This is a genomic window from Rickettsia peacockii str. Rustic (genome assembly GCF_000021525.1).
Taxonomy (GTDB): Bacteria; Pseudomonadota; Alphaproteobacteria; order Rickettsiales; family Rickettsiaceae; genus Rickettsia; species Rickettsia rickettsii.
The window spans coordinates 546,090-570,913 of sequence record NC_012730.1; the positions used below are offsets into that span (position 1 = coordinate 546,090).

Genomic DNA, 24,824 nt, shown 5'->3' on the forward strand with positions numbered 1-24,824 from the left:
CTTACAGACATTATTGTGTGGAACGGTTTTCAATTGTCATCTCGCGACTTGATCGCGGGATCCAGCTTAAAATACTAATGATATTAGTACTTTAAATTATTTTTATGACCCTTTAGTCAAACCACGGGGTGACCAAGTGGATTTTACCAATCAACGTAACAATGCCATAAAAAGCATTTTTCGTTCCACGTAACACTAGTAGATCAAACCGCAATACTTAAGTACTTGCAATTTCATTAACATTCACGATTTTATGATTTCGCTTAGTTAAAAATTCTACTCTACCTTCTATCAAAGCAAATATTGTATGATCTTTGCCAAGCCCTACATTCATTCCAGGATGAATTTTTGTGCCGCGTTGTCTAACTATAATATTACCGGGTATTACATATTGTCCATCGGCTTTTTTAACTCCCAGCCTTCGACCGGCCGAGTCTCTTCCGTTTCTAGAACTACCACCGGCTTTTTTGGTTGCCATTTTATAATTCCTTTTAAGTTATTATTATTGTTTGGTAATATCTAATATTTTTAATTCCGTCAATTCTTGACGATGACCGGCTTTACGACGATAATTTTTTCTACGCTTTTTCTTAAAGACTATAATTTTATTATCTTTAAGTTGGTTAGTAATTTCAGCCGTAACGACAGCCCCTTTAACTATTGGAGTCCCAATAAAAGAAGGCTTTGAGTATTCGCCAATCATTAAAACTTGATCAAACTGAATTTTAGAGCCAAGTTCTCCATCAATTTTTTCGACTTTAATAATACTATTTCTGTCTACTTTATATTGTTTTCCACCTGCTTTTATAACTGCGAACATGAAAACTATCTCTTTAAAAATTTATAAATATTTATCGTATAATATTATTATATTAGAAATTAGTCAATGATCTTTTTTTATAGCAAGTCTATTGTCGAATATCTATTAACACAAATATAATTGCGTATTGAGTTACCGCAGCAAATATTGCGGCTAGCAAATCATCAAGCATAACGCCGATACTGCCCTTAATATTTTTGTCCAACCAATTAATAGGCCAGGGCTTTACTATATCAAAAAATCGGAATAGACAAAAAGGTAATATGAAAAGTAATATAATATTTATTGTTAGCGGACTAAAATATTTAATTAAATACGATTCATTAGCAAATAAAGCGGAAAAAAATACTAAAACAATAGTTAGTATTTGCCCTACTACTTCATCAATGACCACTTCTTTAGGGTCTTCTGAATTTGTATAATTTAAATATATTTTAGTAAAATAAGTGCCGAGTATTAAGAGTATCAAACATAGGCTAAAGCTTATAATAAATATACTGACAAGTTGAGCTTCACCGAGAGTAAGACTTAAGAAAGGAATGATTATTTTGTTATTAACAATAAAATATATTAAGAAATAAGTTAGAGGGAAAGCAGCAATCGATCCAAAAGTGCCTGGGCAGTATTTTATTTTCCCGATATAAAAAAAAGTAGCAAAAAATTCTGAAAATTGTTTTTTAGTAAACATTTCTTTAATTATTTTATCCTAGATTAGAGCTATAATATCTTATATAATTAAATTTTAACTTATACAGCAAAAAAAATATCATGGGAATGAGCTTTAGCCATTTATTAATAGTTTTATTAATTATTTTTGTATTATTCGGTGCCGGCAAATTACCGCAAGTCATGTCCGATCTTGCTAAAGGTCTTAAAGCTTTTAAAGACGGCATGAAAGACGACGGTAGTGATAATGATAATGATAAAAATAAATAATTAATCTTTAGTGTCCCTTTGTCATCCTGTGGCTTGACAGCCTTGTTGTATGGCTTAAAAAACCTACTCAATGTTCATTCCCGCGGAAGCGGGAATCCAGAGTAAAGCGAGATAAATCGAGCTTTTCAAAAAATCTTTAAAGTACTGGATTCCCGCTTCCGCGGGAATGACATCCTGAACATTCGTACAACACATGGTCAGGTCACTGAGTGACCAAGATACAACAACACCCTAATTTTCTGAAACAGTAGAATATATCCCATTCTTTTTCCTAATAATATCATATCGTCTCTGAGCTACTCCATCGATGAAATAAATATTACCGGATAAACCTATATAAGGTTGTCTACTGTTCATTCTATTTAAAAACCTTTCAGATGCAAATTCATTGCCTATATAGTTTGCAGTCATACGTCCTAAATCATAAGAAAGAAGATGCATGAAGCCTATATGGTTAATACCTAAGTCTTTTGCCCTATCCGGAACGTTGCTATTGAGTAAATTTAAAGAGCCGGTAAAGCTAATATCGATATTTTCAGGGTAATCGATATCAATACGATGATCACCGATTAAAATAGCCTTTTTATCTAAATTATATTTACGAATACTATCAGCGAGTAGGTTTAAATTTTTTGGATCGTCTGATAGATAAATAACCGGTTTTGTCGTGTCGCTACGTTCATTTATAATATCGGTATTGTCTGAAATATTTCTTGCGGCTTTTGCTATAGATTCAGGATTATCCTCATAAAATTCAGTGCGTGATAATGATGCATTGTTCTGAATCAATATATTTTGCATTACTTGACTAATAGTTTGCGAATGCTTCCCTTTAGGTAATAATGCCATAAAATCTTTATGGTTGTTACTTGCGTAATAATTAATGATACGTATCAGTTGTTTTAAAGGTGCATGACCGAATACAAATAATTTATCTTCTGCAAGAGCCGGATTATTTGACATAGTTATTATAATAATATCATTTGCCTTTGCTTTTTCAGCTATTAGAGAGGTAAAGTTAGAATATAGAGGACCTAAAATAATTTTAGTTTTACGTGCTACTATTTTATCCATAGCGGCTAAAACGTTTTTTTCGTCTGAACCATCGTAAGAAGTAACATGTATGTAAGATTTGATTCCGTCGTTAAGTCCCATTTTAATTAAATCTTTATATTGTTTCCCGACAATACTATCAGGACCCTGATTTGGCATTAAAATTGCAATCTCAATTTCTGTTTGTTCTTTTTTAGGAAAACTTATAGGTTCTTCTTTAGGAGTTTGACAGGACGTTAAATATATCAAGCAAAAAAATGATAGAACGATTCGTAGTTTATGTTTTATACTAGCCATAATGTTACTTAAAATTAAAAAACTATGATTAGATATCTTTCCAAACCGGGATTATATATTGTTTCAACACCGATTGGTAATTTTGAAGATATAACGCTTCGTGCTATATCGACTTTAAAAAATTCGGATATTATCTTATGCGAGGATACTAGAATATCACAAAAATTGCTAGCAAAACATGATATTCATACAAAATTACAAATTTATAATGATCATAGTGACGAGAAAGATAGAGAAAATATCATAAGTTTAATAAAATCGGGCAATATAATAAGCTTAATTTCTGATGCAGGGACTCCTTTAATTTCCGATCCCGGCTATAAGTTAGTTAGAGGTATATGCAATCTTAATTGTCATATAGACGTAGTACCGGGAGTATCTGCACCGGTTACTGCTCTAACTTTATCGGCTCTTCCTACTGATCGATTTTTATTTCACGGGTTTTTACCTAAAACTATAGAAAGTAAGAAAAAGATTTTTTCTGAACTAGTAAATCTTAAGGCTACTTTGATTTTTTTTGAAACGGCTCCTCGTTTGATAAATACTTTATCGGTAGCTAAGGAAATACTAGGAAACCGAGAAATATGTGTAGCTCGTGAGTTAACTAAACTGTATCAAGAAATAAAAACAGGGGATATAGATGAAATAATAGAGTTCTATCAAAATAATATTTTAAAAGGTGAGATAGTATTGTTGATTTCAGGAAATATACAGGAACAAAACCAACACAAAAATTTAGAAAAATTTATAGAACTTTGCTTAAGTAAAAACTTAAGTAGCAAAACTACTACCGAACTTGTTTATGACAAATTCAAAGATGTTTATAGTAAAAAAGAGATATATAGATTGGTGAATAAGCAAAAGATTTAATATAAATTTATAGTAGAATATTTACCTCAGAATGTGCTAAAATAAAGAGAAAATCACATTCAGTAACATAATAATATGTCAAAAGTTAATCCGAGAGTAGATTTAGCATTTAAAAAAATCTTCGGAGTAGAAGAGAATAAAGATTTATTGATATCGCTTATTAATTCGATAGTAAGTGAGCAAGATCAGATTGTAGAAGTAACATTACTTAATCCGTATAATCCAAAGAATTTTAAAGCCGATCAACTATCTATACTTGATATAAAAGCCAAAAGTAAAAGCAGTAAAAGGTATAAATCGCAATCCAAGTAACCGATGAAGTGGATTACGATAAAAGAGCTTTGTATTACTGGGCGAAAATGTATACGGAGCAACTGAAAGAGGGATCAGATTATGTGGCATTAAATAAAACAATAGGGATACACATACTTAACTTTACCAGTATTACAGATACAGATGAATATCATAATTCCTTTCAGTTAAAGGAAATAAAAAGTGGTTTAGTATATTTTAAAGATATAGAGTTACATACTATAGAGATTAATAAATTTGCTAAGCATCCTAAGGAGGAGGTTATCTGATGTTGTCAAGAAAGTTAAAAATGCTTTAGATATATGGCTAGCATTTTTAACACGTAATGATTTATTAAATAAAGATAATTTACCGAAAGAATTGGATAATGATGTATTGAAAAAAGCATTAACCGTGCTTGAGGTAATAAATTTAAATGATGCAGAAAGAGAGGAATATGAAAATCGTTTAGAGTTGCTTAGAATTGAAACTAGTGCTTTTAAAAAGATGAAAGAGGAAGGAAGAGCTGAAGGCGAAGCTAGAAGAAATATTGAAATAGCAAAAGAAATGCTAATTGATCAAGAGCCTCTAGAAACAATAATTAAATATACTAAACTTTCAAAAGAAGAAATAGAAAAGCTAAAAGCAGAAATCGATAAGGCAGAAAAATAAAAAGTCGTCTGCGATATATACTCCGAGTAAATGAAGAATCGGCAGACGACCCATTATAAAAAACAGTATATTTAGTTAGCTGAGCTGTGAGGACAGCCGCAACCTTTTTGAGGCTTATTGCTTTCTGCCGAATCTTTAAGTTTTTTACCGGCTGCCTGCATATCTTGACCTGCACCTTGCATTGTATTACAAGCACTTGTTAAGAAAGCTACAGCTACTAATATAGAAGTTATAAGTGCTGAACGCATAAATTTTACCTTTATCAAATTGAGCCTAGATATTATGAAGTAAGCAAAAAATTGTCAACTTGAAAATATATTAAAATTTAAAGTATTTGTACACATCACTTAGCCGTATCTTTATAATCACATAAGATATTTTGTTGATAAAATATTAATTTTTAGTATTTCTTTAAGAATTAATATTTAAAAGATTTATAAAATGAAAGAAAAATCAATGATCAATTGAAAGAAGCACTATCTTTTATGAAAGACGGTGTCTTAGATTGTACAAATTTAGAGGGAATAAGCTTACAAGAGATTTTTAATTTTCTTCAAAATCCTTATATAGTAAAGGATAAAATTATCGCTCTTGATATATCAACTTATGAACATTGGAAAGAAGTAAATGATTTTATTTTGCAATTAAATGATAATTCATCTTTTAAGCCCCAAACTATAGAAATTTATACCTTCTATAGATATATGGAAGATATTTTGAATTTAAGATTAAAAACAGGCATAAATATTACTAATCATATTGATGTTAATATGACAGATCGTAGAAAAGAGGCTTTATTAAAAAAATTCTTAAAGAGATTTAAAGAAAATAATTTTACTAAAGATGAAGAACAGTTAAGTCAATTTATAAAAGCTGTATGTAAAGAAGATAAAACCCCGGATGGAATCGAAATGCAATATGGGTGAGCTTTACGGCTTGGTCCTAAGTATAATTTCAGTAAAATAGATAAAATATTCTGATTTACAGGGTATTTTTAAAAAGTTACAAGAGACACAAATACAAAAAGTAAATTCAGAAATTCATCATTATAAACAGGAAGATGATTTACATTTTTATATGGTAAAAGTCAACGGAGCGAATATGTCTGCTTGGCAAAATTTTTTGGGTAAGCAGAGTAGCTTTCAAAGTTCTTATCAAGGTAATGATCTGGTGATAAAAATTTTTAAGGGGAAGTATGCCTTTTCCGCTAGCTTAGATTATCATGATCAAGGCTTAACCGATGTATTATGTAGCCTTTGTTTCCAATAAAATATGACTCGCGTGATACTTCATCTATAGAGATGTTTATAACCATGCTGACTTCTCAAAATGCAAGCTTTATTTCGCATTCTGGTATAGCAAGACTTCCAATATATCAAGAAAAACCTTTTATTATAAAACATAAAAATCTTGCAGTTAAACTTCATAGTTTTATTGCCGCCTGTGCCAAAGATATTTATTCTAATAAAAAAGAATATATGATTACTGTACCGGTAAAAGAAATGACACAAATAATTCTTAAAGAATATGAGAAAAAAGGAGTTTTAGATAAAATATATATAGGACATCAGCAAGAAAATTTAGATAATAAACAAACCCCTATAAAACTTATTGAGGATAATGACAAAACTTTATTTAGTCTTTATGATAAAAACGGTAATATATTACATGAATTAACTAGTGCACAAATGGAAGGAGAATTCGCGTGGTTTTGCAAACATCCGTATCTATGCAGGGGGCAAGGTAAAAGGTGCACCGTTCGTTACTTGTCATTTAGAAACATTAGCAACACTTGATCCTAAACCTAATTCTATAGAACATGAATATTATTCAGAAATAATTGGTAATTTATAAGATTTACTATAACTCTTATTTAAGGTTAAAATAATAATCGCAATACTCTTTAATAGGGCAGATGTCGCAATCGGGTTTTCTAGCTTTGCATATATATCTGCCGTGCAGAATTAGCCAGTGATGGGCATGCGTTAGCCATTTTTTATCGATAATCTGCAGTAGCTCTTTTTCTACTATTTCAGGAGTACCGCCTTTAGCAAGCCCGATTCTGTTGGCTACTCTAAAGACATGCGTATCAACTGCCATTGTAGGCATGCCGAATAAGCAATTTAGTACAACATTAGCAGTTTTTCTGCCAACGCCCGGTAGTTTAATTAATGCCTTAAAATCATTCGGTACTGAAGCTTGATAATTGCTTATCAATATTTTACATAATGCGATAATATTTTTTGCTTTGCTGTTAAATAGTCCTATAGATTTTATATATTTTTTAAGTCCTTCTTCGCCGAGTGCTAAAATTTTTTCTGGTGTATCATAAGTTTTAAATAAAGATTTAGTTGCTAAATTTACTGATATATCGGTGGCTTGAGCAGATAATATTACCGCTACTAATAAGGTAAAATCATTCTTATATATTAATTCGGTTTTCGGATTTGGATTATTCTTGCTAAAAATCTCAAAAATTTTATTAACTATTTGTGCTTGCATATATTGCTATAGAAAGTGTATTTTAGAAGATAGATTATTGAGTCTTAAAATGCTAGAAAATAAAAATTTTAAATTTATAGAAAATGAGATAAAAAATAATAAAGTAGTATTGTTCATGAAAGGTATTAAAAAGTCGCCTGCATGCGGATTTTCAGGAACCGTAGTAGCTATTTTGAATAAATTAGGTGTAGAATTTCGTGATATTAATGTACTTTTTGATGCTGAATTACGTGAAGATTTAAAAAAATTTAGCGACTGGCCGACATTCCCACAATTATACATTAACGGAGAATTAGTCGGCGGGTGTGATATTGCTAGAGAGTTATATCAAAGTGGAGAACTTGAGAAGATGTTGAAAGCGTATACTCGGTGAATTTTAAAAATTGGCGTATTCGTCTAGTAAGTTCTGCGGTGTTCACGTATTCAGTATACGCTCTGCTCCTCGCCTTGCAGACTCCTTGCTCTTTTTGAAATTGACCTTCACTACTACTCAACCTTAATATTTTAAGTACATAAACATATAAAAACATGAGCAAATATTTAGAATACCCCGAAGTAGAAAGTAAAGAGCAGCCGCCGAAGAAGCTAGTAGTATTACTGCACGGTGTCGGCTCGGACGGACATGATTTAATAGGACTTGTGCCTTATATCAAAAATTATTTACCCAATTGTCATTTTATTTCCCCGCATGGTATCGAGGCTTATGATATGATGCCTTATGGTAGACAATGGTTTAGTTTGCAAGACCGCAGCCCGCATATTATGGCAAAGCTAATTGCAAATAATATTTCTAAGGTTGAAGATATAATAAAGCAAAAGCAGGACGAGTTAAATCTAACCAACAAAGATACTATCATTATTGGCTTTTCTCAAGGTACGATGATAGGATTATATTTAACGCTAGTTCAAAAAGAGCCGTTTTTCTGTACTATAGGTTTTTCGGGTGCATTAATTCCACCTATGGAAGTTAATAATAAGCTTACTCCTATATGCTTGATTCATGGGGAATTAGATGAGGTGGTCGGTGTTAGCGAGATGTATAATGCTTCAAACTATTTATCTAAGCTGCATATAGAGCATAGCGGACATAAATTAACGTCTCTTGCTCATTCAATAGATGGACGGGGGCTTGAGATTGCGATTAATTTTATAAATAACCGTCATTGCGAGCAGCCGTAGGCTGCGTGGCAATCTCAGGATTTTGGTATGAGATTGCTTCATCAAAATTTTCAATTTTTCCTCGCAATGATGATTAGATATCCACACAACAAAACCAAAAAAATATGAGGATGAATGAATATTTTTAATAATAATTTACACGAAACGGATAAAGAGATTAATGAAATAATAAAGCATGAAAAGCTACGTCAAAGTAACGTAATCGAGCTTATTGCATCAGAAAATTTCGTAAGTCCTGCTGTGCTTGAAGCTCAAGGGGCGCTTCTGACTAACAAATATGCCGAAGGATACCCAAGTAAGCGATTCTATAACGGTTGCGAGGAAGTAGATAAAGCTGAAAATTTAGCTATAGAACGAGTAAAAAAACTCTTTAACTGCAAATATGCAAATGTCCAACCTCATTCAGGATCACAAGCAAATCAGGCTGTATATCTTGCTTTATTACAGCCGGGTGATACGGTTCTTGGTATGTCCTTAGATAGCGGCGGGCATCTAACGCACGGTGCAGCTCCTAATATGTCTGGTAAATGGTTTAACGCCGTTTCTTATAGCGTAAATAAAGAGACTTATTTAATCGATTATGATGAGATTGAACGCTTAGCGGATTTGCATAAACCAAAATTACTTATAGCCGGTTTTTCTGCTTATCCTCGTAATATTGATTTTGCAAAATTTAGAGAAATCGTGGATAAAGTAGGAGCTTACTTTATGGCAGATATTGCTCATATTGCAGGACTTGTTGCCACAGGTGAGCATCAAAGCCCTATTCCTTATGCTCACGCTGTTACCTCTACTACTCATAAAACACTTAGAGGTCCAAGAGGCGGTTTAATTTTATCTAAAGATGAAGAGATAGGTCACAAAATAAATTCTGCATTATTTCCAGGACTACAAGGTGGTCCGTTAATGCATATAATAGCTGCAAAAGCCGTAGCTTTTTTAGAAAATTTGCAGCCTGAATATAAAAGTTATATTCAGCAGGTAATAAGTAACGCTAAAGCTTTAGCAAGTAGCTTGCAAGAAAGAGGATATGATATATTAACAGGTGGTACCGATAATCATATTGTTTTAGTGGATTTGCGTAAAGACGGAATCACGGGTAAGCTTGCCGCAAATTCTTTGGATAGAGCAGGGATTACGTGTAATAAGAATGCTATCCCGTTTGATGAAACTTCGCCTTTTATCACTTCAGGTATTCGCCTTGGTACTCCCGCATGTACTACTAGAGGCTTTAAAGAAAAGGATTTTGTATTAGTCGGTCATATGGTAGCAGATATTTTAGACGGCTTAAAAAATAATGAAGATAATAGCGCTCTTGAGCAGAAAGTATTAAATGAAGTGACAAAATTAATTGAATTATTTCCGTTTTATGGCTAATTTAAATAAACGACCTGATTGGATAAAAGTAAAAGCTCCTAATTCTACAGAGTACTATAATACAAAAGATTTAATAAAGAATCTGAGATTAAATACTGTGTGCGAGGAAGCTGCTTGTCCTAATATTGGTGAGTGCTGGTCAAAAAAACATACAACTGTGATGATTTTAGGTTCGGTTTGTACTAGAGCTTGTAGGTTTTGTAACGTTAAAACGGGTAGACCGGATTTACTTGATCCGTATGAACCGCAAAGGTTAGCGGAGGCGGTACAAAAGCTAAATCTTAAGCATGTAGTAATTACTTCCGTCGATCGTGATGATCTTGAGGATGGCGGAGCGTCACATTTTGCGGAGTGTATTAGCGAAATCCGAAAATCATCGCCAAATACTACTATTGAGATTCTAACACCCGATTTTTTAAGAAAAGAAGGAGCAGCTGAAATAATAGCAAACGCAAAACCTGACGTTTTTAACCATAATGTCGAAACAGTACCGTCTTTATACAAAACGATTAGACCGGGGGCTAGATATTATAATTCTTTAAGCTTACTTCATAATATTAAAAAATTATCTCCTGAAATTTTTACAAAATCCGGTATGATGGTAGGACTTGGGGAAGAAATAAATGAAGTAGTACAGGTTATAGATGATTTAAGAGAAGCAAAGGTTGATTTCCTAACTATCGGGCAGTATCTGCAGCCTACCAAAAATCATGCTGAGGTCGCAAAATATGTTACGCCGGAAGAGTTTAAATATCTAGAGCGAGTAGCAAAAACAAAAGGATTCTTGATGGTTTCGGCAAACCCGCTAACCCGTTCTTCATACCATGCCGATGAGGATTTTCAAAAATTAAAAGAGAATTACCAACAAAAACTGGTGTCTTAAAATATCATGCTTATTGCCTGTGTGGTCAGTTTTCATAGCTATTATCTTTGTTTACTAAAGTAAATAATCCTTATGTTGATTAATTTATATATATGATATCATACGTGTAACACACGTGTATACGAGTATTTTATGCAGAAGAAATTGACAATTACTATAGATGAAGCGGTTTATTATAGGCTTTATTCTGTAATAGGTGAACGTAAAATTAGCAAATTTATTGAGCAACTTGTAAAATATTATGTAATTAATGGGAAGCTTGGAGCCGCTTACAAAGCCATGGCTCAAGATACAAAAGCTGAGGAGAAGGCCAATGAGTGGGTAGAAGGGTTAATAGAACGCGATTTTTATGAAAAGAGCTGAGGTATGGTGGTCGACTTTAATCCTTTGTTAGGTGGGAAGTCGCTAAGGTAAGACCGGCAATAATGACTCAAATGTTTCATTAAATCGTGTGCAAGTAATACCTTTAACTAGTAACATCGATCAATGCTATCCTTGTGAAGCCTACGTAATGATAGGTAGCACAAAAGGTAAAGCCATGACTGATCGAATAATGACAGTAAGCAAATTAAGATTAAAATCTAAAATTAACGTTATCTCTAATGAAGATATACAGCTTTTAAAATATGCTCTTAAGTTACAGCTAAGTCTATAACGACTATTTATTCAATATTTGGTACAATGATAAACGTAGAAATTGTAAGAAACTACAACAAATGGCGTGAGCATAAGCAGATAAATAAGAGTTTAATCAAAAAAATAACTCAAAATATTTTATTGCGGTTTGATAATTTTAGTAAAATAAAACAATTTGAATTATCAATTTTACTAACAAATGCTGCAGAAATATTGACCTTAAACAAACAATTTCGTAATATAGAAAAAGCTACTAACGTTCTTTCTTTTCCAAGCAACGAATTAAATTGGCAGGATTTATATTCTAAACTTGAATTTTTAGGTGACTCTGATTATATGCATTTAGGTGATATAGCATTTTGTTATGAGGTAATATATAATGAATCGTGCGAGCAGCACAAAACTTTTGAGAATCATTTTATTCATCTTTTAATACATAGTATTTTACACTTAATTGGTTTTGATCATCAAAATGACACAGAAGCAAATATTATGGAAAATCTAGAAATTGAAATATTATCATATTTCGGTATTTTCCCCCCTTATTAACTAAATAAAAAAATTTATGTTAAAATCTTCAAAAAAAGAAGATTCTAGTAAAAAAAATCAAAATAATAAGTTAATTTTTACTGTACGAAAATTATTCTCTCCGATAAAAAATTTTTTTAGAAAAACAAAAACGCCCGATAATTTTTTTGGTGTCATAAAACGCCTTAAAATTAATAGCCAAAAAATGACTTTAGACGAGCGTAATATTTTAGCTAATTTATTGGAGCTAGAAGATAAAACTATTGAAGATATAATGGTACCGCGTTCCGATATTGCGGCAATAAAATTAACTACGAATCTAGAAGAATTAAGTGAGTCTATTAAGTTAGAAGTCCCACATACACGAACTCTTATATATGACGGTACTTTGGATAATGTAGTAGGGTTCATTCATATCAAGGATTTATTTAAAGCATTGGCTACAAAGCAAAACGGTCGTTTAAAAAAGCTTATACGTAAGCATATAATTGCAGCTCCTTCTATGAAATTATTAGATTTGCTAGCAAAAATGCGTCGTGAGAGAACACATATTGCAATAGTTGTTGATGAGTATGGCGGTACTGACGGTTTAGTTACTATTGAAGATCTTATAGAAGAAATAGTAGGACGAATAGATGATGAGCATGATCAGCAATTAGATAGCGATAATTTCAAGGTTATTAATAACTCAACAATTATTTCAAATGCACGTGTTGAAGTAGAAGTGCTGGAAGAAATAATAGGAGAAAAGCTACAAAATGATTATGATGAGTTTGATACGATAGGTGGATTAGTATTGACTAGAGTCAGTAGTGTTCCGGCTATCGGTACTAGAATAGATATTTCAGAAAATATTGAAATTGAAGTTACGGACGCAACTCCTCGTTCTTTAAAACAAGTCAAAATTAGACTAAAAAACGGTTTGAATGGTCAATGAATACGAATTTAGAGTCGGTGTGTCCTCTAAATTCGTTAAAAATATTTTATTATTATATTGCAGCTTGTGCTTCATTTCCTATCATCGGACTTTCTTGCGAAGTTGCGTCTGTATAATGCTCATATGCTAGCATTGCTCCCATTGTTGCTACTATATCGGCACCACATTTGAGAATAAAAGCCGGAGATTTAAGTAAATCACCTGCTATCACATAAATTCCAACAGCACATGCTCTTACTACTGCAAGCTTACTATACCAAGGGGTTGGTATCATCACTTCTAAATAATTCGACTATTTTGTTAAGCATAAAAATAAACCTAATTAGTTAATATTAAATTTTAGTTATGCGATATATAACTAAACATTAACTAATTGTCAATGATAATTACCATGAAACATGGACAATATAATTTTATGCAATTATTGTCATTTGACTTAGCAGAGAAATTTGAGTTAAATATCAAAGCTCTATACATAAAAAATTATCATTATGAATGAATTACATATTAAACTACAAAATTACAGTAGTACATATCCTGAAGAAATTGTTACAAAAACAAAAATGCTTGAATTTTTAAATGAATATGAAAACCCTTTTAGCTGAGATTTACAAATAGGACATTTCACTGCTTCGGCTTTTTTACTTAATAATGATAAAACTAAATTTTTATTGATGCACCATAAAAAGCTTGATAAGTGGCTTCAACCAGGCGTCATTGTGATGGAGATAGTAATATATTAAATGTAGCGGTTAAAGAAGCTATAGAAGAATCCGGAATTAATGAAATCAAAACGATAAATAAGGAGATTTTTGATATAGACACCCATTATATTCCGCGAACTCATAAGGAGCCTGCTCATTATCACTATGATGTACGATTTTTACTAAAAACAGTAAATAATGATAATTTTATAAAAAATAACGAATCGAATGAACTTAAATGGTTTAACTTTTCTGATTATTCAAAATTAGATATTGAGCTAGAATGTTCCGTTACTAGAATGATAGAAAAGTTTATGACAATTAACCATCCTGCTTGTTAAATATAAATTATTGCCCTACAATAAATAGCGGTTTTTAAATAAAATGTAAATCAAATGCCATCATCTAGAATTTTTTCATTCCGTAGTAAGAACAAGGAAGATAATACTCCAAAAAACCTAGAAATTACGCATCTAGATTCAATTAATAAGAACAGATATCCGAACTCTCTAGCAGGCGAAGTTGTTACTATTAAACTTAAGGATTAACCTCAGCCTCATAATTTTATAAAGAGTGAAAAAGTTACCCTAACTTCATTTAAACCGCCTTCTTCTCAAAGTAAAGACGATATCTTAAAGGATTTTGAGATTTTCTTAGATAATATAGAGACTAAAGCTTTAGGAGAGATTGATTCATAGTAACATCGATAGTTTTATGCTGTAAGGTTCCTAGCTAAAAAGGGCATTACCCGCGTGGATCAAAAAACGCGTTCGGTGTCATACCGTGGCTTGACCACGGTATCTTGGTCACAGACTTGTATTCTTAGATCCCGTGGTCAAGTCGCGGGATGACAATAATTTATTTTATGCTATTTTTTGATATTCAAAATATATTTTTCTTACTGCATAAATCCACGCTAAGCATACAAAAGTAAATACCACCATTAGAATTGGTGAGATTAAGGTAAAAGTAGCGGTTGGAACTAAAGTAAAAATAATAGATTGCACAAGACCGCTAGAGGATTTGCCGACTTTTGCACTTATCACGTCAACCGCAGCTTTGCCTTTAGTTTTAAGCTCCTCATCAAGAGGGATATATAACATTTCTCTTGAAGTATCCCATATAGAATATTTAGTACCTTTAGCTAAAATATTTTGAATACCACCGATTGAAACGGCAAGAGCAAGAGGTGACATTAAAATTGCTCCATCAAATAATGATAAAATTTGTTGGTCAAATACGATAAGTACAAAGAACAAAATGCCGGTCACCATTATTATAACCGGTGAAATAACTGCTGCTACAAACCAGTTGTGCATACGCATAATGTTATTACCGATGATGGTCATAACCATTATTGCCACGCCTGTCCAAAGTATATACAGACTGTTAAATTCAGCATAGGTATTTACAGTCGGATATAATTCCTTAATTTTTGCTTTCCATACGGCTTCGACTAAGTTAATAGCAAATCCGAAAGCTGCCGAACAAATTAAAAGTAGCCATAAATATTTTGATTTCGCAATATATTTAAAGCTTTTAATTAGCCCCATACGTTCTGAAGTTGAGCGACCGCTTTTTGCTTTAGCATAAAATAACGGATTAGTAAAAACGTTCTTGCTAATAAATCTAACTAACAAACAACAAATAATAGCAACAATTGCCACAATTGTCGTGGATACTTGAACTAAAGTGATTTTACTATCCGAAATACTCATAAACTTCTTAATAATAGTATCTTCCGATGATAGATTCATCATTAAAAAGCCGACTAATATTAAAGAAGAGTTGCCAAATAGCGAAAAGAGAGTATAAAATCTTTTTGCTTCTTCGGTAGTAGTAAGTTCATTAGCAAACTGCCAAAATAATAATATGTAAAAAATATTAGGCCAAAGCTCGGCAAGACTATAATATACTATATAACCCCAATTACCTACTAATGAGATGTACCACTTAAAATGAGGATAACGTTCCATCCAGTCAGCTAGATTATCGGGATGTACATGAAAAATATGAATATTAGGATAGATTACAAAAGTGAATAAAACAAAAAAGCTGATAAAAAATGCACTTAAATAATAAAAGATCTTTTCAAAAGTAAGATAATTAATCATTTTAGCATAAATAATCACGAATAAAGCAGCGGCAGGCGTAACGCAATAAACTTTAGCAAAACCTGCTATTTCTGCACTAATCTCGGAGATTAAAATACTATCTTTTAAGATTCGTAAAACATTTTGATTAAATAAAATACAAAACATTAAGGTACTCATAGGAATAAACTTTCCGAGTTCGTAATTATGCACAGGCCAAAATGCCGCTCTGAATTTGTTTTTAAACGATCGTGATGAGGTACTTAGCATTATAAATCCCTAAGGACAAAAAAAAAACTTAAGCACTTCAAGATTTTATGAAAAGATATTTCCCCTAAAACTTTAGAGCCTATATACTTGTTATTACATTCTGAAGGTGCTGAACTTATACAATATATTTAGCCTTTTGTCAAGAATTACTAGATACTCTCAATGCTAGATAGTAATAAACTACAGGAATATTTTGACCTTTATAATAATTATACAAAGACACATAATTTAGGTAATTAATATTTAAAATCAGGTAAAATAGTAATGCAAACAGAGCATTATAGGGTGTTGTATTACTCGGCGTTATCCCGTGGTTTGTCCAGAGGTTTCAGTAAAAATAAATTAAAAATGGATTCCCGCTTTCGTGAGAATGACAAAGGGGAAGTCGGGAATGACATAGAAAGAAGTCAGGATGACATCAAAACTTTCCTAATCATCCTCTCTATCTTCAACTCACTGGAAATATTTTTTTTAGCTCGTGACAAAAGTTTTATTGAAAATTTGAGAAGCTACGGTGAAGTTTATTTAATAGATTGGCTAGAGATTAAGGAACCTAAATATTTACTAGACGACTATGTGCATAAAATAATCGAAGTAATAGATAATTTGAAAATTAAAGACATTAATTTAATAGGTCATTGTATCGGCGGTAACCTTGCGATAGCTACAAACGTACTTATGCCTAAATTTATCAAAACTCTGACTTTACTTAACTGCCCGTGGGATTTTTCTCATTTTTTCTATATAAGAATGTTGCATCGATATTTAAAACTAGATAGTGGCATAGACAATTTACCGATAATTCCTAAAATTCATATTCAAATTTTATTTTTTCTTTTATTCCCTGATTATTTCAATGCTAAATTAAAAAAATTTTTCTCTATAACTTCCGATAAGGAGCAAGAATTAGCATTGAGAATAGAGAATTGGCTTATGTCAGGTAATAGTATATCTAAGGAGGTTTATAATCAAATTATACAAAATATATTAGATGAAAATATGTTTATAAATCTTAAATGGAAAATCGAATAATTTTATTATTGATCCGAGTTTAATTCATTGTACTGTATATATATAGTAGCAGCAGAAGATGAATAGTACCTAAATTTTTCATTTTACCTTTGCAAAAATTATTAAAAAACTCTAAGCTTATAGATGTAGCAGGCGGACATATTAGTTATTTAATAAATGATAAACTAGATAAATTGTTTAAGGAGTACACATTATGACAAAACCGGTTTATATAACTTATGCGAAAAGGACTGCTTTCGGCTCGTTTATAGGTAGCCTTAGTACAACGGCTGCACCTATGCTTGCTGCTCATTTAATAAAGGATATACTGCAAAACAGCAAAATCGATCCAGCTTTAGTAGGTGAGGTAATCCTTGGACAGGTAATAACCGGCGGTAGCGGGCAGAATCCGGCGAGGCAAACTCTGATTTATGCGGGAATACCGAAAGAAGTGCCGGGCTATACGATTAATAAAGTATGCGGCTCAGGTCTTAAAAGCGTAGTACTTGCAGCAAATTCAATTATGACGGGTGATAATGAAATAGTTATAGCAGGTGGGCAGGAGAATATGTCGCTCGGTATGCACGGTAGCTATAGCAGGAGCTAAATTCGGCGATATTAAAATGGTTGATCTAATGCAGTATGACAGATTAACCGATGTATTTTCAGGAGTATTTATGGGTATTACAGCCGAAAATATCTCGAAACAGTTTAATATTAGCAGACAACAGCAGGACGAGTTTGCCTTAAGCTCTCACAAGAAAGCAGCTAAAGCACAGCTAGCAAGAGTTTTTAAAGATGAAATCTTACCTATCGAAGTAACGATTAAAAAAACTACTAGTTTGTTTGATCATGATGAAACAGTAAGACCTGATATCAGCCTTGAAATTCTGAGTAAATTACGTCCTGCTTTTGATAAAAACGGTGTAGTTACAGCGGGTAATGCTTCCTCTATTAATGACGGTGCGGCATGTCTTATGGTAGTTTCCGAAGAAGCTTTGAAAAAGCATAATTTAACGCCGCTAGCTCGTATTGTTTCTTATGCTTCAGCCGGTGTTGATCCAAGTATTATGGGTACTGCCCCTGTTCCTGCATCCAAAAAAGCTTTAAGTAAAGCAGGTTGGAGCGTTAATGATTTGGAAGTTATCGAGGTTAATGAGGCGTTTGCCGCTCAAAGTATTTATGTAAATCGTGAAATGAAATGGGATATGGAGAAGGTTAATGTTAACGGTAGAGCAATAGCCATCGGTCATCCGATCGGGGGGCAAGCGGCGGACGTGTACTTATTACTCTGATACACGGCTTACGCAGAGCTAAAGCTAAAAAAGGCTTAGTTACTTTATGTATCGGTGGCGGTATGGGTATATGGCTATGTGCGTTGAAGCGGTTTAAATGTGCATTTGACTATATAGGCATTCATTGCTTTATTTGCTAAAGAAGAAAGTTGTATTCATCTGAATTAATTATAGTTCATTGTAATATATATTTGATCTAATATCTCTACAACCTAATAATGCATCATTACAATGTGTTATTGTATTTATAAACTCATGAAAGGTAGAAAAATGAGAGAATGCCTCCGGTTCATAACTCTCCCAATAATTTTCTGCTTCTTCTATATTATTACAAACACGCTTTAGCTTGTGACCAAAATATTTAGGAATATTCCCTAAATTTTTTGCCTAACTCCATACCATAAAATAGTTAGGATTAAAATCAGTAGAATCTATAAGAGGAGTTAGTTTAAAATGCTTCAATAAATTAGAAAAGTTATTTATGAGCTTATGAGAGGCTAACGCTTGGGTATATAATTCTCATCATCAAATTGATGAAATATTTTTAATCTTTTTAGGCATATAGGTATCTCTTTTGCAAGTTCCATATAACGGAGAAGATAGAAATTGGGTATTATAAAAGGTATAAGTTTGATTGCTTTTAAGCCATTCCTGGTCATTATTTATTATTTGTGCATCTTCATGGATATGCATCATTCCAATCAATTAAACAAGACAATATATAACTTAAGGTAGCTAATTGTATGCTTGGTGACCAGTTTATAGGATTCCAATAAGACCAAATGCTAGACACTATACATTTAATAATTTCCTTATTATTTTTTATAATACCCTATTTGGGTTAAGGAAATATATTAAATGAATTTATAAAATACTAAATTTTATTAAATCATTAATAATTTGGTGATAATTGTGTTAATTATACACATCTTTATATGCTATAAATAGTAACATTAAAAAGTTGTTTACTTCTTCTAGTTTCATACTTAGGATATTTCTATTTTAAGTGTACACTTCTGTTGATGTACAATCAATCTGATGAACAAATCAAATCTATCCTCGGTGTATGGAAGATTATTGAAGTACTAACTCCTAATAAAAACGAAAATTTAAATAGATATTTTGACATTATTAGAGAACATACCGATAAAAAAGGCAGTTTTAGTTGCAAACTGGATAAGAAAGAAACACTTTGTTCTTAAAAGATGCTTAGTTTGTGGATAAAACAAAACTCGGTATTGATCTTGAGAAAAACGAAGTAGCAGTTCATTGGCATATTTATCTCGGTTATTTAAAATGGTCGGAAGCTGCACTTGATATTTTAAAGAAAATCCAAACTATAACTAAATTAGATCAAGAGTTCTTAAATGATTATAATAACCATCAAGATAAGCAAGAGCAACCGACAAATACCTATTGCTGGTTTAACTATAGATGAAAACGGTAAATATATTGAAGGATTGATGGTTATCTCTACTGCTGCTTATGCTCTCGGTAGAATCATGAGAGATGAGTTCCAAGAAAAAGAATTAAAAGATTTACCAAATTTTGTAGATAATAATAACAGCCTAATAGAGGAAGTATTTTCAGAAAGTGAGAGAATATATTTTAAGGATAAAAAGCAAGATTCTTGAGTTAAAACTCTAGATTTAAAACTGATTAATCTTATGATTGATCTTGTAGTGCAGAAGTTAGAAATTGACAAAAAATATTTATTTAGCCGCTCTGAAATATGCTTAAGAAGAGTTACCTCGCATAAAAAGAAAAAAGATAAACCGGTAATTTATAATTTTACCGCTCCTTCCTTAGAAAGGTTTAATAGTTTTTTTCTAAGACCATTAGATTTTGTACGAAGTAATATAGAAAAATTTGACTCGGAATCAGCAATTGCCAAATATCTCGGTAAAGAAGATAAGCCGGATTCCATAGATGTTTTAAAGCATCAAGAAAGTCTACAAGAACTGTTATCTCCATTTATGATGCAACCGACGCGTTGGTGTTCATCGCCGAGTCACTCTCTTGCGGTACTGCAAGCTGTTGCGATTAATTTGGTATTACCCTCTTTTCAGGAAAGCTTTTTGCTGTTAATGGTCCACCTGGTACAGGAAAACCACTATACTTTTTGATCTTATAGCAAATATCTATGTAGATCGTGCTTCATATTTAACAACTTTAGAAGATCCTAAGGAGGGGTTTCAAAATAAAAAATCTTCCTTACATACACCAAATTTTGATTATCATGTTAATTCTTTAAAACCGGCATTACAAACTTACTGTATGGTTGTTGCATCATCTAATAACAATGCCGTTGAAAATATATCTAAAGAAATATCGTTATATAGTAAAATAGATAAGCTATATCATAAAGATTTAAGTTATTTTAAATAACTTTTATTGAAAGAGGAAAAAGAGAAAGATAGGGGTATATTTGTTGCGGTGCTCGTTAATCATGGAAATAAAAAGAGATTTTCAAATAAGTTTTGGAAATATAAAGATGAAGAAGAAAACGATGATAAGAATGATGAAAAACATACAATGTTGCAATATCTTAATCTGCTAGTTAATAATAAATGTAAAGATAAAGCCCCTGCACATTTTAAACCTGAATATTGTAATTCTATAGATGAAAATTAATAATGAATGGAAAGAAGCGTGTGCTGGTTTTAACAATTTATACAGTGAAATTCATGAAGTTTATGAAAATATTGCATCAGTTATTGAATTTAATAAAAAGAAAAGAGAGTTAATTAAGGAAGAGGATTTAGGAGTGATATATGCAGAAAAAAAGAAGAGTAAAATGAGTTAGAATTAGAGCTTGATTATAAAAGCTCTAAAATACTTGAAATTGATTGTGAAATAAAATTATTAAATTTGGGTTTTTTTGAAAAAATTCATGCACTTTTTAAAACCGCAAAATACAATTCTTGCTATGAGCAAAAACGGGATTTAATTAAGCTAAAAAATAAATCTTCAGAAGAAATTGACCGGATAAAAACTGATATTAAGAATATTAAAGCTGCAATTAAGAAAATTGAAGCTTCTGTAGAAGAAATAAAACAGCTTAACGACGATATAAGCTTGGCTATCGTAAGTTTAAAAGATAAAATTGTAGAAGTCAAGATTTGATCTTACAGACACTATAAATTTTGCACCTGATTGTCAGTTACATTTTGACTGTCAGAGACGTATTCAAGATACAAGATTTCATTATTCTTTTCAACAGCTAATTTTCTACTATCCTTAAAAGTTTGCATAGGAGTTTTTCCATAACAATATTTTCCTGAATGTGGTCGCTCATTATTGAAATGCTCTAACCAAATATCAAGATCTAATTGTAAATCATCAAGATCTGTATAAATCTTTTTCCGCATAGCTGTATCAAAGAATTCTTGTTTCATGGTTTTATTAAAACGCTCACACATACCATTTGTTTGGGGAGAATATGCCTTAGTTGTAGTATGCTCTATACCTTCGATACTTAGAAACAACTCAAAAGCATGATGCTCTATATTCCCCTTATATTCTGACCCACGATCTGTAAGAATACGAAGTATTGGTATCCCTTGGGTCTCGTACCATGGTAACACGCGGTCATTAAGCATATCAGCAGCAGTTAAAGCTGTTTTATCAGTATATAGTTTAGCATCAGCTACCCTAGTATAGCTATCAATAAATACCTGAGAATAAACCTTACCTATACCTTTGAAATTACCTACATAATACGTATCCTGACATCCTAGATAACCTGGATGCTGCGTCTCAGTTTCTCCATGAGCTTCTCTTTCATTACGACGCTCCTCTAGCACTTGTAATTGAGATTCAGTAAGAACAATACCATCCTGAGCCATCTTTGCTTCTAATGCTTTAAGCCTTTTACTGATATTGTTTAAATCATTACGTAACCAAATTGATCGCACTCCTCCAGGCGATACAAGTATACCGCTCTTCTTAAGCTCATTTGATACTCTTAGCTGACCATATGCTGGATATTCTATTGCCATATCCATTACTGCTTTCTCTATCGCTGGATCAACTCTATTCGCTATTATTGGCTTTCTTCGACTAATTTCATATAATGCCTCTTCGCCACCAGTTTCATACAGTGCTTTAAATCTGTAATAACTATCTCTACTATAGCCCATCGCTTTACATGCTGATGATATGCTACCAAGACTCTTAGCTAGTTCTAGTAACCCTATTTTTGGCTTTATTATTTTTTGATTTAAGTTCATTTTTCATCTCCATTTAATAATTAATTTATTTTACTAAATGTAAGATATAATCTCAACTATTACAATTCAAGTAATTTTAAAGTTTATAATTATTTTTATTATTGCTTCTATTCATGTTATGGAATGTAAACTTGAGTTTAAAAAAGATATATGTGAATGGTGTTGAGTATGATCAAAAAGTCGAAAATCCAATTACACCGATAGCACATGCTATTAAAGCAGATAATATTGATGAAGTAAAAAAATATTAGATGAGGGATATGGAGTAAATCAACCATACTTGGGCTGGACTCCTTTAGATTATGCTATATCGAATAATAATATAAAAATTGCCGATTTTTTATTAAAGTGTGGTGCACCTATGAATTTAATCCATATAAATATAGGATTTATGAAGCCGGAAATTGCCGAACTTTTAATTAATCAGGGAATGAGTCCTAATTTAAGATATGAAGACGGTATTACCGGAATGATGCTAGCCGCAGAAAGAAATAATCTTGATTTAATAAAACTTTTGCTTAAGTTAGGTGTTAATCCTAATGTTCAAAATTCTAAAACCGGAATGACTTCCCTTATTATGCATCATCATATCTTAATGTTGAACCTACTCGTATTTTATTAGAATATGGAGCGGATCAAAAATTAAAGATTGCAAAGGGAAAAGAGTTTTAGATTGGATAGCGGTGGATGCTAATAGAACTTTACATGCTTCTGACGTAGAATACTATACTACTTTATTTGTTGCTCCATTTAAAACTAAACTGAAAATTATAAAAGAAAGAAATAGCATAAAGACTCAAAACAAAGAAAAGCAATAAAAAAGCTTCTCAATTCTCACCGTTAAATTTTTGTAGTGTTTCTATTTATACTTCACAAGTTAGGATAAAAACCTATCTTAATTTTCTGCCTTATGTTCTGTCTCCGTCATTGCAAGAAAATTGCATAGCAATTGACGAAGTAAGGAAGAGAAAAAATTTTGATTTACAGAATTTTTTTATTATTTTTTGGGGAGTGCCATGCAGTCTACGACTGCGATGTTGTTAGCCCGATTAAGATATCTTGGTAGCTCAATTGATTTGTAATAGTTGAGATTATATCTTACATTTAGTAAAATAAATTAATTATTAAATGGAGATGAAAAATGAACTTAAATCAAAAAATAATAAAGCCAAAAATAGGGTTACTAGAACTAGCTAAGAGTCTTGGTAGCATATCATCAGCATGTAAAGCGATGGGCTATAGTAGAGATAGTTATTACAGATTTAAAGCACTGTATGAAACTGGTGGCGAAGAGGCATTATATGAAATTAGTCGAAGAAAGCCAATAATAGCGAATAGAGTTGATCCAGCGATAGAGAAAGCAGTAATGGATATGGCAATAGAATATCCAGCATATGGTCAGCTAAGAGTATCAAATGAGCTTAAGAAGAGCGGTATACTTGTATCGCCTGGAGGAGTGCGATCAATTTGGTTACGTAATGATTTAAACAATATCAGTAAAAGGCTTAAAGCATTAGAAGCAAAGATGGCTCAGGATGGTATTGTTCTTACTGAATCTCAATTACAAGTGCTAGAGGAGCGTCGTAATGAAAGAGAAGCTCATGGAGAAACTGAGACGCAGCATCCAGGTTATCTAGGATGTCAGGATACGTATTATGTAGGTAATTTCAAAGGTATAGGTAAGGTTTATTCTCAGGTATTTATTGATAGCTATACTAGGGTAGCTGATGCTAAACTATATACTGATAAAACAGCTTTAACTGCTGCTGATATGCTTAATGACCGCGTGTTACCATGGTACGAGACCCAAGGGATACCAATACTTCGTATTCTTACAGATCGTGGGTCAGAATATAAGGGGAATATAGAGCATCATGCTTTTGAGTTGTTTCTAAGTATCGAAGGTATAGAGCATACTACAACTAAGGCATATTCTCCCCAAACAAATGGTATGTGTGAGCGTTTTAATAAAACCATGAAACAAGAATTCTTTGATACAGCTATGCGGAAAAAGATTTATACAGATCTTGATGATTTACAATTAGATCTTGATATTTGGTTAGAGCATTTCAATAATGAGCGACCACATTCAGGAAAATATTGTTATGGAAAAACTCCTATGCAAACTTTTAAGGATAGTAGAAAATTAGCTGTTGAAAAGAATAATGAAATCTTGTATCTTGAATACGTCTCTGACAGTCAAAATGTAACTGACAATCAGGTGCAAAATTTATAGTG

The 24,824-nt window shown here is 32.1% G+C and carries 33 protein-coding genes and 3 pseudogenes; 27 read left to right on the top strand and 9 right to left on the bottom strand.

All coding sequences use genetic code 11. From position 1 onward, the window contains the following. Positions 1–217 precede the first annotated feature (217 nt). The 3 genes from rpmA to RPR_RS03260 all read right to left on the bottom strand — a co-directional run bounded on the left by rpmA (position 218) and on the right by RPR_RS03260 (position 1,508). Complete coding sequence (gene rpmA, locus RPR_RS03250) at positions 218–478, bottom strand: 50S ribosomal protein L27 (protein WP_012736664.1); 261 nt, start codon at positions 476–478, stop codon at positions 218–220. Positions 479–502: 24 nt separating this feature from the next. Next, positions 503–820: a 50S ribosomal protein L21 gene (gene rplU / locus RPR_RS03255; protein WP_012736665.1), complete on the bottom strand. Its 318-nt coding sequence runs from the start codon at positions 818–820 to the stop codon at positions 503–505. A gap of 88 nt (positions 821–908) precedes the next feature. Continuing rightward, entirely contained in the window at positions 909–1,508 is a 600-nt protein-coding gene (locus tag RPR_RS03260; protein ID WP_012736666.1) for a phosphatidylglycerophosphatase A, read from the bottom strand. A gap of 80 nt (positions 1,509–1,588) precedes the next feature. On the opposite strand from RPR_RS03260, the gene RPR_RS03265 reads away from it, so the two are divergent. Further along, positions 1,589–1,756, top strand: a complete 168-nt coding sequence (locus RPR_RS03265; RefSeq protein ID WP_012736667.1) for a Sec-independent protein translocase subunit TatA — start codon at positions 1,589–1,591, stop codon at positions 1,754–1,756. Between the two features lie 231 nt (positions 1,757–1,987). Here RPR_RS03265 and RPR_RS03270 read toward each other — a convergent pair whose 3' ends face one another. Continuing rightward, positions 1,988–3,106: a penicillin-binding protein activator gene (locus RPR_RS03270; protein WP_012736668.1), complete on the bottom strand. Its 1,119-nt coding sequence runs from the start codon at positions 3,104–3,106 to the stop codon at positions 1,988–1,990. 24 nt (positions 3,107–3,130) lie between these two features. Between RPR_RS03270 and rsmI the strand changes: the two genes are divergently transcribed. The 4 genes from rsmI to RPR_RS08065 all read left to right on the top strand — a co-directional run bounded on the left by rsmI (position 3,131) and on the right by RPR_RS08065 (position 4,939). Then, the gene (rsmI, locus tag RPR_RS03275; RefSeq protein WP_012736669.1) at positions 3,131–3,976 is read left to right on the top strand and encodes a 16S rRNA (cytidine(1402)-2'-O)-methyltransferase; all 846 of its coding nucleotides are present in this window, start codon (positions 3,131–3,133) and stop codon (positions 3,974–3,976) included. A 75-nt stretch (positions 3,977–4,051) separates the two neighbouring features. Next, on the top strand, positions 4,052–4,288 hold the full coding sequence (locus RPR_RS09485; protein ID WP_085065652.1) for a PD-(D/E)XK nuclease family transposase: 237 nt from the start codon (positions 4,052–4,054) through the stop codon (positions 4,286–4,288). 8 nt (positions 4,289–4,296) lie between these two features. Further along, positions 4,297–4,557, top strand: a complete 261-nt coding sequence (locus RPR_RS09490; RefSeq protein ID WP_343230980.1) for an Rpn family recombination-promoting nuclease/putative transposase — start codon at positions 4,297–4,299, stop codon at positions 4,555–4,557. Next, positions 4,526–4,939, top strand: a complete 414-nt coding sequence (locus tag RPR_RS08065; protein ID WP_228368888.1) for a hypothetical protein — start codon at positions 4,526–4,528, stop codon at positions 4,937–4,939. Before RPR_RS09490 ends, RPR_RS08065 begins: the two co-directional genes overlap by 32 nt. A gap of 71 nt (positions 4,940–5,010) precedes the next feature. On the opposite strand, the gene RPR_RS03290 is transcribed toward RPR_RS08065, so the two are convergent. Beyond that, positions 5,011–5,187, bottom strand: a complete 177-nt coding sequence (locus tag RPR_RS03290) for an entericidin A/B family lipoprotein (RefSeq protein ID WP_012151273.1) — start codon at positions 5,185–5,187, stop codon at positions 5,011–5,013. Between the two features lie 216 nt (positions 5,188–5,403). Between RPR_RS03290 and RPR_RS03295 the strand changes: the two genes are divergently transcribed. Together RPR_RS03295 and RPR_RS03305 are read left to right on the top strand one after the other, a co-directional pair. Then, complete coding sequence (locus RPR_RS03295) at positions 5,404–5,865, top strand: hypothetical protein (protein ID WP_228368889.1); 462 nt, start codon at positions 5,404–5,406, stop codon at positions 5,863–5,865. A 387-nt stretch (positions 5,866–6,252) separates the two neighbouring features. Further along, the gene (locus RPR_RS03305; protein WP_012736672.1) at positions 6,253–6,735 is read left to right on the top strand and encodes a hypothetical protein; all 483 of its coding nucleotides are present in this window, start codon (positions 6,253–6,255) and stop codon (positions 6,733–6,735) included. Positions 6,736–6,808: 73 nt separating this feature from the next. Here the strand turns inward: RPR_RS03305 and nth are convergent, their stop codons facing one another. Then, complete coding sequence (gene nth / locus RPR_RS03310; protein WP_012262578.1) at positions 6,809–7,441, bottom strand: endonuclease III; 633 nt, start codon at positions 7,439–7,441, stop codon at positions 6,809–6,811. 49 nt (positions 7,442–7,490) lie between these two features. Here nth and grxD point away from each other — a divergent pair, with 49 nt between their 5' ends. The 8 genes and pseudogenes from grxD (at position 7,491) to tlyC (ending at position 12,981) form a co-directional block, all read left to right on the top strand. Then, positions 7,491–7,814 carry a Grx4 family monothiol glutaredoxin gene (gene grxD, locus RPR_RS03315; RefSeq protein ID WP_012151266.1) on the top strand — a complete coding sequence of 108 codons (324 nt, stop codon included), beginning with the start codon at positions 7,491–7,493 and terminating at the stop codon, positions 7,812–7,814. Between the two features lie 155 nt (positions 7,815–7,969). After that, entirely contained in the window at positions 7,970–8,620 is a 651-nt protein-coding gene (locus tag RPR_RS03320) for a hydrolase (RefSeq protein WP_012736673.1), read from the top strand. A 114-nt stretch (positions 8,621–8,734) separates the two neighbouring features. Then, positions 8,735–9,997 (top strand): serine hydroxymethyltransferase, encoded by a 1,263-nt coding sequence (gene glyA, locus RPR_RS03325; RefSeq protein WP_012736674.1) that lies wholly within the window; start codon positions 8,735–8,737, stop codon positions 9,995–9,997. Further along, positions 9,990–10,880: a lipoyl synthase gene (lipA, locus tag RPR_RS03330; protein WP_012736675.1), complete on the top strand. Its 891-nt coding sequence runs from the start codon at positions 9,990–9,992 to the stop codon at positions 10,878–10,880. The genes glyA and lipA overlap by 8 nt, the downstream gene beginning before the upstream one ends. A 132-nt stretch (positions 10,881–11,012) precedes the next feature. After that, positions 11,013–11,243 (top strand): hypothetical protein, encoded by a 231-nt coding sequence (locus tag RPR_RS03335; protein ID WP_085065654.1) that lies wholly within the window; start codon positions 11,013–11,015, stop codon positions 11,241–11,243. A 73-nt stretch (positions 11,244–11,316) separates the two neighbouring features. After that, positions 11,317–11,535, top strand: a pseudogene (locus RPR_RS03340) (type II toxin-antitoxin system PemK/MazF family toxin); the annotation flags it as partial. A 26-nt stretch (positions 11,536–11,561) separates the two neighbouring features. Then, complete coding sequence (gene ybeY, locus RPR_RS03345) at positions 11,562–12,065, top strand: rRNA maturation RNase YbeY (protein ID WP_010977713.1); 504 nt, start codon at positions 11,562–11,564, stop codon at positions 12,063–12,065. 16 nt (positions 12,066–12,081) lie between these two features. Beyond that, the gene (tlyC, locus tag RPR_RS03350) at positions 12,082–12,981 is read left to right on the top strand and encodes a hemolysin C (RefSeq protein WP_012736676.1); all 900 of its coding nucleotides are present in this window, start codon (positions 12,082–12,084) and stop codon (positions 12,979–12,981) included. A 52-nt stretch (positions 12,982–13,033) separates the two neighbouring features. Here the strand turns inward: tlyC and RPR_RS03355 are convergent, their stop codons facing one another. Beyond that, the gene (locus tag RPR_RS03355) at positions 13,034–13,255 is read right to left on the bottom strand and encodes a hypothetical protein (RefSeq protein WP_085065656.1); all 222 of its coding nucleotides are present in this window, start codon (positions 13,253–13,255) and stop codon (positions 13,034–13,036) included. Between the two features lie 217 nt (positions 13,256–13,472). On the opposite strand from RPR_RS03355, the gene RPR_RS03360 reads away from it, so the two are divergent. Further along, positions 13,473–13,586: a hypothetical protein gene (locus tag RPR_RS03360; RefSeq protein ID WP_014014742.1), complete on the top strand. Its 114-nt coding sequence runs from the start codon at positions 13,473–13,475 to the stop codon at positions 13,584–13,586. A gap of 69 nt (positions 13,587–13,655) precedes the next feature. Continuing rightward, positions 13,656–14,026: pseudogene (locus RPR_RS03365) on the top strand (NUDIX hydrolase). Between the two features lie 522 nt (positions 14,027–14,548). Here the strand turns inward: RPR_RS03365 and tlc5 are convergent. Further along, positions 14,549–16,048: a GTP/GDP exchange transporter Tlc5 gene (tlc5, locus tag RPR_RS03375; protein WP_085065657.1), complete on the bottom strand. Its 1,500-nt coding sequence runs from the start codon at positions 16,046–16,048 to the stop codon at positions 14,549–14,551. Positions 16,049–16,396: 348 nt separating this feature from the next. Between tlc5 and RPR_RS03380 the strand changes: the two genes are divergently transcribed. The 8 genes and pseudogenes from RPR_RS03380 to RPR_RS03420 all read left to right on the top strand — a co-directional run bounded on the left by RPR_RS03380 (position 16,397) and on the right by RPR_RS03420 (position 21,480). Beyond that, complete coding sequence (locus RPR_RS03380; RefSeq protein ID WP_012736678.1) at positions 16,397–17,080, top strand: alpha/beta hydrolase; 684 nt, start codon at positions 16,397–16,399, stop codon at positions 17,078–17,080. A 193-nt stretch (positions 17,081–17,273) separates the two neighbouring features. Further along, a pseudogene (locus tag RPR_RS03390) lies at positions 17,274–18,451 on the top strand (acetyl-CoA C-acetyltransferase). A 1,119-nt stretch (positions 18,452–19,570) separates the two neighbouring features. Continuing rightward, positions 19,571–19,792, top strand: coding sequence for a hypothetical protein (locus tag RPR_RS03405; RefSeq protein WP_085065658.1), 222 nt, complete (start codon positions 19,571–19,573; stop codon positions 19,790–19,792). After that, positions 19,722–19,988 carry a hypothetical protein gene (locus RPR_RS08075; protein WP_146603331.1) on the top strand — a complete coding sequence of 89 codons (267 nt, stop codon included), beginning with the start codon at positions 19,722–19,724 and terminating at the stop codon, positions 19,986–19,988. The genes RPR_RS03405 and RPR_RS08075 overlap by 71 nt, the downstream gene beginning before the upstream one ends. A gap of 33 nt (positions 19,989–20,021) precedes the next feature. Next, complete coding sequence (locus RPR_RS03410) at positions 20,022–20,480, top strand: hypothetical protein (protein WP_228368891.1); 459 nt, start codon at positions 20,022–20,024, stop codon at positions 20,478–20,480. 268 nt (positions 20,481–20,748) lie between these two features. Further along, positions 20,749–20,988, top strand: a complete 240-nt coding sequence (locus tag RPR_RS09000) for a hypothetical protein (protein WP_228368892.1) — start codon at positions 20,749–20,751, stop codon at positions 20,986–20,988. After that, entirely contained in the window at positions 20,978–21,160 is a 183-nt protein-coding gene (locus tag RPR_RS09005; protein WP_228368893.1) for a hypothetical protein, read from the top strand. Before RPR_RS09000 ends, RPR_RS09005 begins: the two co-directional genes overlap by 11 nt. Positions 21,161–21,225: 65 nt before the next feature. Beyond that, positions 21,226–21,480, top strand: a complete 255-nt coding sequence (locus tag RPR_RS03420) for a hypothetical protein (RefSeq protein WP_085065660.1) — start codon at positions 21,226–21,228, stop codon at positions 21,478–21,480. Between the two features lie 11 nt (positions 21,481–21,491). Here RPR_RS03420 and RPR_RS03425 read toward each other — a convergent pair whose 3' ends face one another. Beyond that, the gene (locus tag RPR_RS03425; RefSeq protein ID WP_012736482.1) at positions 21,492–22,586 is read right to left on the bottom strand and encodes an IS481-like element ISRpe1 family transposase; all 1,095 of its coding nucleotides are present in this window, start codon (positions 22,584–22,586) and stop codon (positions 21,492–21,494) included. Between the two features lie 280 nt (positions 22,587–22,866). On the opposite strand from RPR_RS03425, the gene RPR_RS03430 reads away from it, so the two are divergent. Both RPR_RS03430 and RPR_RS03435 read left to right on the top strand, forming a co-directional pair. Beyond that, positions 22,867–23,208 carry an ankyrin repeat domain-containing protein gene (locus tag RPR_RS03430; RefSeq protein ID WP_012736679.1) on the top strand — a complete coding sequence of 114 codons (342 nt, stop codon included), beginning with the start codon at positions 22,867–22,869 and terminating at the stop codon, positions 23,206–23,208. Positions 23,209–23,727: 519 nt separating this feature from the next. Continuing rightward, positions 23,728–24,822 carry an IS481-like element ISRpe1 family transposase gene (locus RPR_RS03435; RefSeq protein WP_012736482.1) on the top strand — a complete coding sequence of 365 codons (1,095 nt, stop codon included), beginning with the start codon at positions 23,728–23,730 and terminating at the stop codon, positions 24,820–24,822. The last annotated feature ends 2 nt before the right edge of the window (positions 24,823–24,824 follow it).

Bases quoted from the DNA above. Each gene is read 5' to 3' on its own strand.
- glyA (WP_012736674.1), top strand. From the start codon at position 8,735: ATGAATATTTTTAATAATAATTTACACGAAACGGATAAAGAGATTAAT.
- RPR_RS09485 (WP_085065652.1), top strand. From the start codon at position 4,052: ATGTCAAAAGTTAATCCGAGAGTAGATTTAGCATTTAAAAAAATCTTC.
- RPR_RS03320 (WP_012736673.1), top strand. From the start codon at position 7,970: ATGAGCAAATATTTAGAATACCCCGAAGTAGAAAGTAAAGAGCAGCCG.
- tlyC (WP_012736676.1), top strand. From the start codon at position 12,082: ATGTTAAAATCTTCAAAAAAAGAAGATTCTAGTAAAAAAAATCAAAAT.
- nth (WP_012262578.1), bottom strand. From the start codon at position 7,441: ATGCAAGCACAAATAGTTAATAAAATTTTTGAGATTTTTAGCAAGAAT.
- RPR_RS03305 (WP_012736672.1), top strand. From the start codon at position 6,253: ATGCTGACTTCTCAAAATGCAAGCTTTATTTCGCATTCTGGTATAGCA.
- RPR_RS03265 (WP_012736667.1), top strand. From the start codon at position 1,589: ATGGGAATGAGCTTTAGCCATTTATTAATAGTTTTATTAATTATTTTT.
- RPR_RS03380 (WP_012736678.1), top strand. From the start codon at position 16,397: ATGGATTCCCGCTTTCGTGAGAATGACAAAGGGGAAGTCGGGAATGAC.
- ybeY (WP_010977713.1), top strand. From the start codon at position 11,562: ATGATAAACGTAGAAATTGTAAGAAACTACAACAAATGGCGTGAGCAT.
- RPR_RS03360 (WP_014014742.1), top strand. From the start codon at position 13,473: ATGAATGAATTACATATTAAACTACAAAATTACAGTAGTACATATCCT.
- RPR_RS03270 (WP_012736668.1), bottom strand. From the start codon at position 3,106: ATGGCTAGTATAAAACATAAACTACGAATCGTTCTATCATTTTTTTGC.
- RPR_RS03435 (WP_012736482.1), top strand. From the start codon at position 23,728: ATGAACTTAAATCAAAAAATAATAAAGCCAAAAATAGGGTTACTAGAA.
- tlc5 (WP_085065657.1), bottom strand. From the start codon at position 16,048: ATGCTAAGTACCTCATCACGATCGTTTAAAAACAAATTCAGAGCGGCA.
- RPR_RS03335 (WP_085065654.1), top strand. From the start codon at position 11,013: ATGCAGAAGAAATTGACAATTACTATAGATGAAGCGGTTTATTATAGG.
- RPR_RS03410 (WP_228368891.1), top strand. From the start codon at position 20,022: ATGATTGATCTTGTAGTGCAGAAGTTAGAAATTGACAAAAAATATTTA.
- RPR_RS03260 (WP_012736666.1), bottom strand. From the start codon at position 1,508: ATGTTTACTAAAAAACAATTTTCAGAATTTTTTGCTACTTTTTTTTAT.
- RPR_RS03355 (WP_085065656.1), bottom strand. From the start codon at position 13,255: ATGATACCAACCCCTTGGTATAGTAAGCTTGCAGTAGTAAGAGCATGT.
- RPR_RS03290 (WP_012151273.1), bottom strand. From the start codon at position 5,187: ATGCGTTCAGCACTTATAACTTCTATATTAGTAGCTGTAGCTTTCTTA.
- rpmA (WP_012736664.1), bottom strand. From the start codon at position 478: ATGGCAACCAAAAAAGCCGGTGGTAGTTCTAGAAACGGAAGAGACTCG.
- RPR_RS09005 (WP_228368893.1), top strand. From the start codon at position 20,978: ATGAAAATTAATAATGAATGGAAAGAAGCGTGTGCTGGTTTTAACAAT.
- RPR_RS08075 (WP_146603331.1), top strand. From the start codon at position 19,722: ATGATTATAATAACCATCAAGATAAGCAAGAGCAACCGACAAATACCT.
- rsmI (WP_012736669.1), top strand. From the start codon at position 3,131: ATGATTAGATATCTTTCCAAACCGGGATTATATATTGTTTCAACACCG.
- grxD (WP_012151266.1), top strand. From the start codon at position 7,491: ATGCTAGAAAATAAAAATTTTAAATTTATAGAAAATGAGATAAAAAAT.
- RPR_RS03425 (WP_012736482.1), bottom strand. From the start codon at position 22,586: ATGAACTTAAATCAAAAAATAATAAAGCCAAAAATAGGGTTACTAGAA.
- rplU (WP_012736665.1), bottom strand. From the start codon at position 820: ATGTTCGCAGTTATAAAAGCAGGTGGAAAACAATATAAAGTAGACAGA.
- lipA (WP_012736675.1), top strand. From the start codon at position 9,990: ATGGCTAATTTAAATAAACGACCTGATTGGATAAAAGTAAAAGCTCCT.